Consider the following 14098-nt stretch of genomic DNA (forward strand, 5'->3'; position numbering starts at 1 on the left):
GATGTTCCACCCCGCAACGCCTGCCACCGGCCGCGACGTCGCGTGGACCGTGAACTCGGTCGGGCCGTACAGGTTGTGGATACCTGCGCCGGGTAGCGCTGCCGCGGCAGCCCCCACCACCGACACCGGCAGGGCTTCACCGGCCACCAGCACCGCGCGCAGTGTGCTGCATCCGCCCGGCGCGATCGCCGAAACAAACTCCGACAGCACGGACGGGACGAACGACGTCGCCGTCACGCCCTCGGATTCGACGACCGCCACCAGGTACTGCGGGTCGCGGTGACCATCGGGCTCCGCGATCACCAACCGGGCACCCGACGCGGGCGCACCGAACAATTCCCACACCGACACATCGAACGTGAACGGAGTCTTCTGCAACACCACATCGTCGACGCCGAGACCGTACTCGGCGACCAGCCACGACACCTGGTTGACCACAGCCGCGTGCGACACCGCCACACCCTTCGGCCGACCCGTCGACCCCGAGGTGAACAGCACATACGCCGCATTCGACGCACGCAACGGCTGCATACGGTCGACGTCGCTCACCGCGCCGGCCGAGAACCCCTCGAGCGGAAGTCGATCCACCGCAACATGTTCGAACGCCACCTCGTCCCGCGACGTCGACAACACCACCGACACACCGGCCGTATCGAGAATGTACTGGTTGCGCTCCGCAGGCTGGTCCGGATCCACCGGAACGTACGCCGCACCCGACCGCAGCACCGCATACAGCGCCACGAGCATCTCGGTCGAACGACGCATCGCCACCGCGACCGTCCGCTCCGGACCCACTCCCTCCGAGATCAGGTAACGCGCAAGACGATTCACGCGCGCATCGAACTCGGCGAAGGACAGAGCTGTCCCCTCGAACACCACCGCAGTCGCATCCGGACGTGCCGCCACCTGAGCGTCGAACGCATCCAACACCGTCGCACCCGCATCCAGCGCATGTGCGGTGTTGTTCCACGACTTGAGAATCAGCCCACGCTCGACGGCGTCGAACAGTTCGATGTCGCCGACCCGGACCGCGGAGTCCTCGATGACGGCATCGAGCACGTACAGGAATCGATCCGCGAACGACGAGACCGTCGCCTGATCGAAAAGGTCTGTGGCGAAGGTGAACTCGGCGGACAATCCGTCGGCCTGGCCGCTGGGAGTCAGGCGTTCGGTGAGAGTCAGCTGCAGATCGAACTTGGCGACGGCCGCATCGAGGTCGACGCTGTCGATGCTGAGCGCAGGCAGGTCGAGATGCGTCGGGCCGAGATTCTCGAACGACAGCATGACCTGGAACAACGGGTGCCGTGCCGTCGAACGGGACGGGTTCAGCACCTCGACGAGCCGCTCGAACGGAATGTCCGAGTGCGCGAACGCGCCGAGAGCGGCTTCGCGCGCGTGGGCCAACAGGTCGTTGAACGAGGAGTGTCCGTCGACCTCGGTGCGCAGCACCAACGTGTTGACGAACATGCCGACGACGTCGTCGAGCGCCTGCTCGCCACGTCCCGCGACCGGGGTTCCGACGGCGATGTCCTCGGTGCCCGACAACCGTGACAGCAGCACGGCGAGTGCAGCGTGAACGACCATGAACAGCGACGCGTTGCGTTCGCGTCCGACGTCGAGCAAGCCGCGGTGCACGCGTGGCTCGATCTCGAAGTCGACCGTGCCGCCGCCGAACGACTGCCGCGCAGGACGCGGACGGTCGGTGGGCAGATCCAGCTGATCGGGAAGCCCGTCGAGGGTGCTCTTCCAGTAGTCGACCTGCTCGGAGATCAGCGACGTCGGATCGTCCTCGGAGCCGAGCGTCGCACGTTGCCACAGCGTGTAGTCGGCGTACTGGACCGGAAGCGGGGCCCACGCGGGCGACTCCCACTCGGTACGCGCCGCGTAGGCGACCATGACGTCGCGGGCCAACGGCCCCATCGACCATCCGTCGGCCGAGATGTGGTGCACGACCATGGTGAGCACGTGTTCGGTCGGGCTGATCTCGAACAGACGGGCACGCAACGGCACATCGGCCGTCACGTCGAACCCGGTCGACGCCAACTGCCGTATTGCCCTTTGCAATTCGGCGACGGTGGTGTCGATGGGCATCAGGTTCGGCACGATCTGGGCGGCGTCGAGGACCACCTGGTGCGGGCCGTCCGCCGAATCCGGGAACAGCGTCCGCAGCGACTCGTGGCGGTCGATGACGTCGAGGATCGCGACCTGCAGCGCGGGCACGTCGAGAACGCCCGTCAACCGCAGCGCGATCGGCAGGTTGTACGTGGCCGACTCGGTGTCGAAACGGTTGAGGAACCACATACGCTGCTGCGCCAACGACAGCGGAATGCGGCTCGGTCGCTCACCGCGTGCGAGCGCCACCCGAGCGCCCCGGCCTGCCTCCTGCTCGACGCGAACGGCGAGCTGGGCGACGGTGGGCGATTCGAAGATGGCGCGCACCGGAACCTGCGCGTCGAGCGCGGCACCGAGTCGCGCGACCACCTGGGTGGCGACGAGCGAGTTACCGCCGAGCTCGAAGAAGTCGTCGTCCAGCCCGACGACGGGCGCACCGAGTACGTCGCTGAACACGGTCGCGACCGTCTCCTCGATGGGAGTCGTCGGAGCGCGGAACGTGCGGAAGCTGATACCGACCTCGGGCTCGGGCAGCGCACGACGATCGAGCTTGCCGATCGGCGTCAGTGGCACCTCGTCGAGCACCATGACGACCGACGGCACCATGTAGCTCGGCAACATCCGTCCGACGTGCTCGAGCAGTTCGGCCTTGTCGATCTCGTCGCTGCCGTGCACGTAGGACACGAGAGCCGTTTGGCCCGACTGCAATTCGTGCCCGAGCGTCGCTGCGAACGTCACGGCGGGGAACGTTTCGAGGGCGGCGTCGATCTCGCCGAGTTCGATACGGAAACCGCGGACCTTGACCTGGAAGTCCGACCGACCGACGTACTCGATCGCGAAGTCCTTCGTCCAGCGCACGACGTCGCCGGTGCGATACATGCGAGTGCCTGTAGGACCGAAGGGGTCAGCGACGAAACGGTCCGACGTCAGACCTGCACGCTTGTAGTACCCACGTGCGACGGCGTCGCCCGCAAGATAGAGCTCACCTGCGACACCGACCGGGACCGGCTGGAGGCGCGCGTCGAGAATCAGCGCCGAGACGCCGGGGACCGGTCCACCGACCGTGATGGGCTCGCCGGCGAACAGCTCGCCGCGCGTGGAGACGATGGTGGTCTCCGTCGGACCGTACGCATTGAAGAACCGTCGTCCACGTGCCCACCTGGACACCAGATCCTGTGCAGACGCCTCACCGCCGACGGACAGCAGCTCGAGGCTGTCGAGACCGGACGGGTCCATCGAGCCGAGAACCGCGGGCGTGATGATCGCGTGCGTGACACCGGTGTCGGCGAACAACCGGTGCAGTTCGGGTCCACCGATCACCGACGGCGGCGCGACGACGAGTGTTGCACCGGCCGAAGCGGTCAATGCCCATTCGAGAACCGACGGGTCGAAGCTCGGCGAAATGACATGCAGGAAGCGCGATTCCGGTGTGACCCGATAGAGCTCACGCGACTGGTCGACGAGACCCGACAGGCCTCGATGCGTCACGGCCACACCCTTGGGCAGGCCCGTGGAACCCGACGTGTAGATCACGTAGGCCGGGTTGTCGAGGTGGAGCGGAGCGATCCGCTCGGCGTCGGTGACCGCTCCGTTCGTGTACTGCTCGACGCCACGCTCGAACGCGGGATCGTCGACGGCCCACCACTCGCACGTGTCGGGAAGTTCGTGTATGCGTTCCGACGACGTGATACCCACGGCCGCACCGGAATCGGTGAGCATGTGCCGGACACGGTCGACCGGATACTCGGGGTCGACCGGCACCCATGCTGCGCCCGTCTTCGCGACGGCCCACATCGACACGACCATCTCCATCGAGCGCGGAAACGCCAGTGCGACAATCGTTTCGGCGCCGATTCCACGATCGATGAGGTACCGAGCGTAGCGATCGGTGATGTCGTCGAGTTCACGGTAGGTCAGCTCGTCGCCCGACGCGTACACCGCGACGCCGTCGGGATTCGCGGCGACTCCCGCCTCGAGGAACTCGGGCAGTGTGCGGTGCGACGGAACCTCGCCGCCGTGCACGCTGGTGAGCGCGTCGAGTTCGTCGGCGGCCAGGATGTCCATGGCGCCCACGGGCACCGACGCGTCCGCGACGATCGCGTCGAGGATGCGCAGGAACCGATCGGCGAATCCCTCGACGGTCGCTGCGTCGAACAGGTCGGTGGCGTACTCGAAGACCGCTTCGATGCGATCGGGCCTACCGGATTCGTCCTGATGCTCGGTGAGCCACAGCTGCAGGTCGAACTTCGCGATCGGAACGTCGAGTTCCGATGCGGACGCGCGCAATCCGGCGAAGCCGATGTCGTTCTGGCGCGCGGCGTCGAGCGACAGAGCCACCTGGAACAGCGGGTGACGCGCCCGCGACCGGGCCGGGTTGAGGACCTCGACGAGACGCTCGAAAGGAATGTCGGCGTGTGCGAAGGCCGACAGGTTGGTGTTGCGCACCTGGTCGAGCAGTTCGTCGAACGACGCATTCGGCTCGACGTGTGCGCGCAGCACGAGCGTGTTGACGAACATGCCGATGATGTCGTCGAGCTTCTCGTGCGCTCGGCCCGCGATCGGTGCTCCGATCGCGATGTCGGTCGTGCCGGACAGGCGTGACAACAGCACGGCGTACGCCGCTTGGACGACCATGAACAGCGACGCCTGATGCGTCCGAGCCACTTCCGCCAGGCCCTGATGGATGCGAGCGTCGACGACGAACCGGCTCTTCGCGCCGGCGTTCGTTGCCACCGCGGGCCGCGGCCGGTCCGACGGAAGATCGAGCTGATCGGGAAGCTCGTCGAGGGTGCGAACCCAGAACTCGATCTGCTGCGCCGACAGCGATGCGACATCGCTCTCCGACCCCAGCATCGCGCGCTGCCACAGTGCGTAATCCGCGTACTGGACCGGCAGCGGAGCCCACCCGGGAACGCGACCGTTGGTGCGCGCCTCGTAGGCGACCATGATGTCGCGCGCGAGGGGTGAGAACGACGAACCGTCGGCGGCGATGTGGTGCAGAACCATCGCGAGCACGAACGAGTCCTCGGCCAGCTGGAACAGCGCGATGCGGAACGGAACCTCGATCGAGACGTCGAAGCTCTCCCGTGCCAGATCGATCAGCTTCGACGTCAGCTCGGACTCGTCGACCCGCGTCGCGCTGAGACCGGTGAACGCGTCCTCGGTGCGCAGAACGACCTGCTGAGGCGAATCGTCGACGAGCGGATACACGGTTCGCAGCGTCTCGTGCCGAGTGACGACGTCGGCGAAGGCCGTGGACAACGCCTTCTCGTCGACCCGACCGGTCAACCGGACCATGAACGGCAGGTTGTACGCCGCGGTGTCCGGATCGAACCGGTTGAGGAACCACATACGCTGCTGCGCGAGCGACAGCGGTACGAGGTCGGGCCTCGGGCCGGCCACCAGCTCGGGACCGCTCGTGCCCTGCTCCATCGCCGACTCGGCCCGGGCAGCCAGAGCGCCCACCGTCGGCGCCTCGAACAGTTCGCGTACACCGATCCGAATGCCGAGTGCGGTGCCGACGCGTGTGACCAGTTGCGTTGCGATGAGCGAGTTTCCGCCGAGTTCGAAGAAGTCCTCGTCGAGACCGACACGGGTGGCCCCGAGCACGTCCTCGAACACGCCCGCGACGACGTATTCGACGTGGCTCTGCGGTGCGCGGTACTCCTTCGCGCTGGCGAACACGGGCTCGGGCAGAGCCTTGCGGTCGAGCTTGCCGCTCGTGTTGAGCGGCAACGACTCCAGAACCATGACGGACGCCGGAACCATGTACGACGGCAGTGCATGCGACGCGAATTCCGTTGCGTCACTGGGGTCCACGTTTCGACCCGGCGCCGCGACGACGTAGGCGACCAGCTGGTCACCGGTTGCCGTCGGCACGACGAGCGTCACGGCCTGCGAGATGTCCTCGTGCGCGAGCAGCACGGTCTCGATCTCGCCGAGTTCGATGCGCTGACCGCGGAATTTGACCTGGAAGTCGGTGCGGCCGATGTAGTCGATGTTGCCGTCGGCGCGCCACTTCACGAGGTCGCCGGTGCGGTACATGCGAGAACCGTTCTCCGAGAACGGGTTCGCGACGAAACGATCGGAGCTCAGGTCCGGTCGGCCGACGTAGCCGCGCGCGAGCTGCACGCCCGCGAGGAAGAGCTCACCCGGCTCACCGATCGGAGTCGGACGCAGTGATGCGTCGAGAACATAGGCCTTGACGTTCCATTCGGGCACACCGATCGGAACCGTGCGTACGTCCTGAATTCCGCTTTCGTAGTACGTCACCGACACCGCGGCCTCGGTGGGTCCGTACAGGTTGTGCAGGCCCGCCGGGCTCAGTTCACGGAACGCCGCGGCGGTCTCGGCAGGCAGAGCCTCACCGATCACGAAGACGTGGCGCAGCGATCCGCAGGTGCCGATCGGCGCGTTCGCGACGAACACCGTCAGCATGGACGGTACGAAGTCGGTGATCGTGACGCCGTGTTCGGCGATCTTGTCGGCGACGTAGATCGGGTCGCGGTGGCCGTCGGGGGTCGCGAGCACCATCGACGCGCCCACCTGCAGCGGCAGGAAGAATCCCCACAGCGAGACGTCGAACGTCGTCGCCGTCTTCTGCAGGTACACGTCCGACGGCTCGAGACCGTACTCGGAACGCATCCACTGCAATTGGTTGTCGATGGCCTCGTGCGTGACGGCCACGCCCTTGGGACGACCCGTCGAACCCGACGTGTAGATGACGTAGGCGACGTTGTCGAGCCGCACCGGGCCGAGGCGGTCCGCGTCGGTGACTCGGGTGGCGTCGAGCGCGTCGTAGTCCAGGCGGTCGACCTCGAGCACGTCGATACCCGCCGGGAGGTCCACCTCGTCGTACGACGTGACCAGTACGCACAGCGGATTCGCCGACTCGAGGATGTATGCGGTGCGCTCGGCCGGGTGGTCCGGATCGATCGGAACCCATGCGCCGCCGGCCTCCACGATGGCGTACATCGCGACGACGAGGTCGAGCGACCGTCGAATCGACAGTCCGACAAGGGTTTCCGGACCGACGCCCATCTCGACGAGCCGGCGCGCCACTGCGCTGACGCGCGCACCGAGTTGGCCGTACGTGAGCGACGACTGCTCGTAGATCAGCGCGGTGGCGTCAGGATCCGTGTCGACGCGAGCATGGAAGTCCGACAGCAGGGTTCGCTGCTCGACCGGGTGGTCGGATGCATTGAAGGCGTCGACGACGAGCGCCTTCTCGGCTCCCGTGGTGACGTCGAGGTCCCACACGCGGCTCGATGGATCCGACGCGACGAAGCGGTCGAGGAACTCGACGAACCGTTCGTGGTTACGCGCGGACTCCTCGGCCGAATACAGGTTCGGGTTCGACTCGAAGTCGATGTGCGTCGTCTGTCCACCGACGCTCTGGTACAGATTGAGGCCGAAGTCCTCGATCAGGCCGGTGGACAGAATGTTGATGCCGCCCACCATCGACCCGAGGCGCACCTCGGTGAAGAACAGCATGATGTTGACCCACGGGCCGAAGAACGACGCCTGGCCGCTCGCCCCGCCTGCGTCGCGCCGAATGTCCTCGTGGCGGTAACGCTGGTGACGAAGCGCTCCGGACACCTCGGTTGTGACCTTGGTCAAGAGCTCTTCGACGGAGGTGTCCCGCGCCACGGTCAAGCGCAGCGGTACGACGTTGGACACCATGCCGCCGGAGCGGCGGAGGACCGCTGTGGTGCGCGCGGTGACCGGAAGGCTCAGTACGACGTCCTCGCGGCCGGTCATGTGGGCGAGGTAGCTGGCGAACGCCGCGATGACGACGGTGGCCATCGTGGATTCGGTCGCCGCCGTCAGTTCCTCGAAGCGGGTGACCGTGTTGTCGCCGAGCGCCGCGGTGTCGATCTGGCTGATCGCAGCCGGAGGCGCTGTGCGACCGGCGATGCTGGTTGCCTCCTCGATGCCCGCGATGCGATCGGCCCAGTACTGGCGGTCGGTCTCGAAGCGAGAGGAGTCCCGGTACGCGGCGTCGATCTCGTAGACCTTCTTCAGGTCCGACGACTGGTTGGGTTTCGGTTCGACCTTCTCGACCTCGGCCGTGTAGAGCTCGGCGACGCGGTTCATGAACGTGACCGAGCCGAACCCGTCGAGCACGACGTGGTGGACACGGTTGAACCAGAAGTAGCGGTCGGTGTCCAGGTGCAGGACCGTCGCCGCGATCAGACGGTCGTGCAGGATGTCGATCGGCGCGCTGTAGTCGGCCCGCATCCACTCGTGGGCGGCGCGCTCCGGATCGTCCTCCTCGCGGAGGTCGACGTAACCGAGCGGCGCGTCGAGGGTCGGGTCGACGAACTGACGGGGTTCGGTGTCGACCTCGACGATGCGGATGTAGCCGGACTGCATCTCGAGGGCAGCCGCGGCGGACGAGCGACGAAGAAGGTCTAGATCGAGGTCACCGCGAAGCTCGACGTACTGGGCGATGTTGGCCGGTACGGAGGGATCGACATGTTGCGCGAACCACATTCCGAGCTGTGCCGGAGAAAGAGGGAACGACGAGTGTGCCCCGAGCCCTTCGGATTCGCCATCGGTCGATCCTCCCAAACCTAGCGGGTTCAATCGAATCCTCTCTTCCCACTTTCACACGCCCCCAGCGAGAAGTCGGACGCACCGACTTTCCTTCTGGGCACCGAACACATCGATCTCGAAACAATGAAACTACGCATCTTGAACACAAACTGGCACCAGCACGGAGCCGATCGAAGTTACCCCTCGGTACATCTCTCGGCCAAGCCTTCACCGTTACACAGGACCGAGGACTTTGCCCACCTTCGCTGGGTACGACACTCGGCATCCGGCCATGCCGGGCCAGCGGTTCGTGACACGTCACTAAAACGATGGTTCAGAATCCACATCCTTCGCTGAGCACCGGACCAATCTACAGGGCACACTCCCCCGTCATCCAAAACCGACGGGCTGTGGAAGTGGCACAGGTCATCGTGTTCCCGGACACGACGGAATCGAACCTCGCGGAACGCTCACGCGGTGACATTCAACGCGGCGGTCACCTTCGTTGCGCGGATCCGCACGACGAGTTCACCCGGGACTCCGTTGCGCCTACCGAACTCTTCGGCGCGGTCCCGGCCCATGTAGCGACCGCCGATAGCCGTTGCCGACGCGAGCAGATCCTGCGGGTCCTCGGAGGTCTCGGCGACCCCCTGGATCTGCACGAACCCGTACGGCGGCTCCTCGAGGTCGACAGTCAACACGACACGTGGGTCCCTGGCGATGGCCTTTCCTTTGGCCGTTCCACTACCGGTGTTGAACACGACCACATCGTCGTCGACCACGAACCAGACGGGAGCCACCAGGGGCCTACCGTCGGGCGCCACCCAGCCGAGCTTGCCGGTTCTGGTGCCTGTCTCGAGGAACTCGCGGACCTCCGGGGTCAGAGAACGGTCTGGTGGTGAGTCCATGGCGTGAGGCTACCGCCCACCACCGACAATTCGCCGTGCGATGTTCAGGTAGACCTCGGTCAGTTCGAGAGCCGAGAGCGGGCCGCCGGGCCGATACCAGCCCGCGACGCCGACACACATCGTCGTCACCGCTCGCGACGCGTCGGCCGGATGGTCGGCGTCGAACTCTCCGGACTCGATGCCTGCCAGCACGATGCCGTCGAGTTGCCGCTGCTGCTCGTCACGAAGCTGCACGTAGTGCGCCCGGTTCTCCGGATCGAGGCTCCTGATCTCGGTCGACCCGATGAACGCCTGGTCGCTCCGATACATGTGGAACAACAACAGCGACTCGACGACGGCGTCGAACCGCGCCGACGGCGACGAGCCCGCCTCGGCGTCGGCCTGCTTCGACCGAGCGAGGAGTTCGTCCATCGCGGCCGTCATCAGCCCGACGAGCAACGCCTGTTTCGATGGGTAGTGGTGATAGAGCCCCGGCACGGACAACCCGGCGCGGCCGGCGATCTGCCGAACCGACGTTCCGTGATAACCCTGCTCGACGAACGCGCCGAGCGCGGCCGCGAGCGGTGCGGACAGCGTCGACCCCTCGTAGATGCGCCAGCTTCCCGGTGTAGTGGTCACAGCGACCTTCCGTCGAACGTGCAGACGCCGCCGCGGACCGTCGCCACGATCGGGACGGCACGCAGGTCTCGGTTACCGAGGGACGCCGGGTGCTCGGCCAGGAGCACCAGATCGGCGGATGCTCCGACCTCCACCGATGCGCGTCCACCCGATGCCGCTGCCAACGCCACGTCGAGCGGAAGTGCCTCATGGGGCTGCCACGGCGCACGCTCGTCGTCGGTACGCCACACCGCGTCGGCGATCGCGTCGAGCGGAGAAGGCGGGCTGACCGGGGCGTCGGATCCGAAGACGACGTGCGCGCCCGACTTGTGCAACGACAGATAGGGGTAGGCGATCGATGCACGGCCGCTCCAGAGTTCGTCGGCGACCTCGCGATCGCTCATCGCATGCTGCGGTTGAACCGAAGCGGTCACGCCGTTCGCCGCGAATCGCGCGATGTCGGCGGGCATCACCTGCTGCGCATGTTCGATGCGGCCACCGCACCCGACCGCGGCGAACGCGTCGAGCGCCAGTGTGTTCGCTCGATCACCGATCGCATGGATCGCGGGCACGATCCCGCCACTCGCGGCCCGACGCATCAGCGTGACGAGATCCTCGGGCGTCTCCAACAGCAGTCCCGACCCCTCGCCGCCCGGGTAGGGGTCGTGACAGCACGCCGTTCTGGTGTTGAGCGAACCGTCGAACATGACCTTGAGCGGACCGAGTGCGATCCCGTCGGCAACAGGGTCGCCGGTGTGCGCGCCGAGGGTCAGTTCGTGCCCCAACCATTCGGCCCACACCGCGAACTGCACGTCGACTGCGGGGCGGGCGATCTCACTGCGCCGCGACCAGACGGTCCTGTTGTCGGCGTACTCGAAATCGGTGGCGGCGGTGATGCCGCGCCTGGCCAGTTCGTCCGTGGCGGCCAGGGCCACGCGATCGCCCTCGTCCGTGTCGACCAAGCGCTCGAGGGCGTTCAGCCCTTCCATGCAGTCGATGTCGCGCAGCACACCCGTCGGATGGTCGATGTGCAACTCCGCCAACAGGGCCGGGCTCAGCCACAGCGTGTGCAGGTCCATGCTGGTGATCGCTGCACGGCGACCGGGCAGCGCGTTCTGCAGCACCTCTTTGTGCGGCTCGTCGGGCCACAGCGCGTCGCGGAATCCCTGCGCGCGGAGAATGGACGTGCCGTGGCGCTCGTTGGAACGGGCGAGAATATCCACCAGATCGACGGCGGAGTCGGCACCGGAGACGTCGATGCGCGTCAGCGACGCCGCCCACTGTGTCAGATGCACATGACTGTCGACGAACGACGGAACCAGTGCTGCTCCGCCGCCGTCGAACACATCGCCTTCGATCGGACGCGACGACGCGACAGTCGCGGTCACCTCGGCGACGCGGCCGCCGACCGTCTGGACGTCGACGGCCGGCCCGCCCGGCGCGAGGACGACATTTCTGATCAGCACACCCGGACTCTAGAACACCGAAGTCATGAGAACGTGTAGCGGTGACCGACGACAACGAGATCGGCTATCACGCGCGGGTCACCGTGCGCTGGTCCGACATGGACGCTTTCCACCACATCAACCACGCGCGCATGGTGACTCTGCTGGAGGAAGCGCGCATCGAGTGGCTCCTGAGTGCAGGTGAGGCCAACGAGAGTCTGATCAAGAGCGCGTTGATCGCGAACGTGAACATCTCGTACAAGAAGCCGCTGCGGCATTCGGACAGCCCGCTCGACATCACGTTGTGGTTCGAGAGGGTGCGGTCGGTCGACTTCACGATCGGCTACGAGGTCCGCGCCGCGGGCGCACCTGCGGGTTCACCGCCTGCCGTCGTCGCGACCACTCAGATGGCGATGGTCGACGTCGGCTCGGAGTCGCTGCGCCGGATCACCGCAGACGAGAAGGCATACCTCGCACGGTGGACCCGCTAGCGCTTGTCCCGGCCTTGCTCGACGTACCAATCCACGAGATCCGGTGCGTCGACGGCGGTTCGGTCCAGAGTTCGCGACGCGTCGCCGCCCTGGAACAGACGCTTGATCGGCACCTCGAGCTTCTTACCGGTCCTGGTGTGCGGGACGCCGGGCGCGGCGATGATCTCGTCGGGCACGTGCCTCGGTGACGCGTGCTCACGAATCGCCGTGTTGATGCGCGCCCGCAGCGCGTCGTCCAGTTCGGTTCCGTCGGTGAGTACGACGAACAACGGCATCCAATACCCGCCGTCGCCTCGTTCGACCCCGAGCACGAGTGATTCGACGATCTCGGGCAGCTCTTCGACGGCTTGGTAGATATCGGCGCTACCCATCCGAATGCCGTTGCGGTTCAGCGTCGAATCCGAACGACCGTGCACGACGACGCTGCCGTGCGCGGTCAGTGTGATCCAGTCGCCGTGTCGCCACACCCCCGGGTACGCGTCGAAATACGCTTCGCGGTAACGCGATCCGTCGTCGTTCCAGAATCGCACGGGCATCGACGGCATGGGCTCGGTGACGACCAACTCGCCGACCTCGTCGGTCACCGGCCGGCCGTCGACGTCGAATGCCTTCAGCGCGACGCCGAGGAACGGCGCCGAGAGCTCACCCGGCCACACCGGCACGGTACGGACCCCACCCGCGAACGCCGACACGACGTCGGTGCCGCCGGAGATCGAGAACACCGGCACGTCGCGACCGACGTTGTCGGACAACCACAGTGACGACGACGCGGGCATCGCAGACCCCGTGATACCGATCGCGCGCAATGCGGACAGATCGTGATCGCGCGACGGGCGCGATTCCGCCTTGATGCAGGACAGAACGTAGCCAGGACTGGTGCCCAGGAATGTCACCTCTTCCCGAGCAGTGATCGCCCACAGCGCATCGGGCGTCGGGTATGCAGGGCTGCCGTCGGCGCACACGATCGTCGCACCGACGAGCAGTCCTGCCACCTGGAAGTTCCACATCATCCAACTCGGGCTCGTGTACCAGAAGAACGTGTCATCCGATCCGATGTCCGATTGCAGCGCAACAGCTTTGAGGTGTTCGAGCAACACTCCCCCGTGCCCGTGGACGATACCCTTCGGCAGACCCGTCGTCCCCGACGAGAACACGACCCACAGTGGATGATCGAACGCGACCGGCACCGATACCCACTCACCCTCGCCGGACGACGCGTCCTCCCACGAGAGGGAGCCGTCGACCGCGTCGCCGACTCGAATCACGGTGTCGACCGTCGTCAATCCGTCTAGGAGAACCGCCACATCGCCGCGCTTGTCGTGGTGATTGCCGCCGTAGGAGTAGCCGTCGGCGGCGATCAACACCTTCGGATCCAGCTGCCCCAGCCTGTCGAGGGCCGCCGACGCGGAATAGTCCTGCCCGCACGCCGACCACACCGCGCCGACACTCGCGCTTGCGAGGAATGCGACGACGGCCTCGGGAATGTTGGGTAGGTACCCCACGACCCGATCCCCGGGCTCGACGCCTGCCTCACGCAGCGTCCGAGCGAGCGCGGCCGTCTGCCGGGCGAGTTCTCGCCACGACAGCTCGGCGCGCGAGCCGTCCTCCCGTGCATGGACGATCGCCGTACGGTCACTGTCGGAGCGCCGTCGCACCTGGTCGACGTAGTTCAGCTGCACACCTGGAAACCACTGAGCTCCCGGCATACTCGAATTTCCGAGCACCTCGGTCGGCTCGGTGTCCGACTGGATGTCGAAGTAGTCCCACACCGTGCGCCAGAACTGCTCGACGTTCTGCGTCGACCACTCCCAGAGTTCGCGATAGTCGGCGGTGTCGACCCCGTGACGCTCCGAGACGACGCGCTGGAAGTCGGTGATCCGTGCGTTCTCGATGTCCTCCGACGACGGCGTCCACTGCGGTTCGGTCATGCGCCCAGTATCCCTCGAGCAAATCCGACCCGGCCCGCAAATCTTCACGCCGAATCGAGATTCTCAGCCGATGCATCGAC

Annotated in this window: 6 protein-coding genes (1 of these 6 cut by a window edge); 1 reads left to right on the forward strand and 5 read right to left on the reverse strand. The window is 66.3% G+C overall.

Annotated features, from left to right (window positions below):
- The 4 genes from DK926_RS06600 to DK926_RS06615 form a co-directional block, all read right to left on the reverse strand.
- Positions 1-8700: the 5' end (the start) of a non-ribosomal peptide synthase/polyketide synthase gene (locus DK926_RS06600; protein ID WP_125833383.1), read on the reverse strand. The gene continues 21501 nt to the left of window position 1, outside the view; the window shows 8700 of its 30201 coding nt (coding positions 1-8700); the start codon lies at positions 8698-8700; its stop codon lies beyond the left edge, outside the window.
- A 419-nt stretch (positions 8701-9119) separates the two neighbouring features.
- The gene (locus DK926_RS06605; RefSeq protein WP_068432343.1) at positions 9120-9557 is read right to left on the reverse strand and encodes a PPOX class F420-dependent oxidoreductase; all 438 of its coding nucleotides are present in this window, start codon (positions 9555-9557) and stop codon (positions 9120-9122) included.
- A 9-nt stretch (positions 9558-9566) separates the two neighbouring features.
- A complete protein-coding gene (locus DK926_RS06610) occupies positions 9567-10175 on the reverse strand; it encodes a TetR/AcrR family transcriptional regulator (protein WP_114329757.1) in 609 nt (202 codons plus the stop codon).
- Positions 10172-11620 carry an amidohydrolase family protein gene (locus DK926_RS06615; protein ID WP_114329758.1) on the reverse strand — a complete coding sequence of 483 codons (1449 nt, stop codon included), beginning with the start codon at positions 11618-11620 and terminating at the stop codon, positions 10172-10174. Before DK926_RS06615 ends, DK926_RS06610 begins: the two co-directional genes overlap by 4 nt.
- Positions 11621-11661: 41 nt before the next feature.
- On the opposite strand from DK926_RS06615, the gene DK926_RS06620 reads away from it, so the two are divergent.
- The gene (locus tag DK926_RS06620; RefSeq protein ID WP_114329759.1) at positions 11662-12090 is read left to right on the forward strand and encodes a thioesterase family protein; all 429 of its coding nucleotides are present in this window, start codon (positions 11662-11664) and stop codon (positions 12088-12090) included.
- Here the strand turns inward: DK926_RS06620 and DK926_RS06625 are convergent.
- The gene (locus tag DK926_RS06625) at positions 12087-14018 is read right to left on the reverse strand and encodes an acetoacetate--CoA ligase (protein ID WP_114329760.1); all 1932 of its coding nucleotides are present in this window, start codon (positions 14016-14018) and stop codon (positions 12087-12089) included. The two genes, DK926_RS06620 and DK926_RS06625, sit on opposite strands and share 4 nt — an antisense overlap.
- Positions 14019-14098 lie beyond the last annotated feature (80 nt).

Source organism: Rhodococcus sp. Eu-32 (assembly GCF_003336925.1).
GTDB lineage: Bacteria > Actinomycetota > Actinomycetes > Mycobacteriales > Mycobacteriaceae > Rhodococcoides > Rhodococcoides kyotonensis_B.

Excerpts from the sequence above, each read along its gene's own strand:
- DK926_RS06625 (WP_114329760.1), bottom strand. The coding sequence starts at position 14,018 with ATGACCGAACCGCAGTGGACGCCGTCGTCGGAGGACATCGAGAACGCA.
- DK926_RS06605 (WP_068432343.1), bottom strand. The coding sequence starts at position 9,557 with ATGGACTCACCACCAGACCGTTCTCTGACCCCGGAGGTCCGCGAGTTC.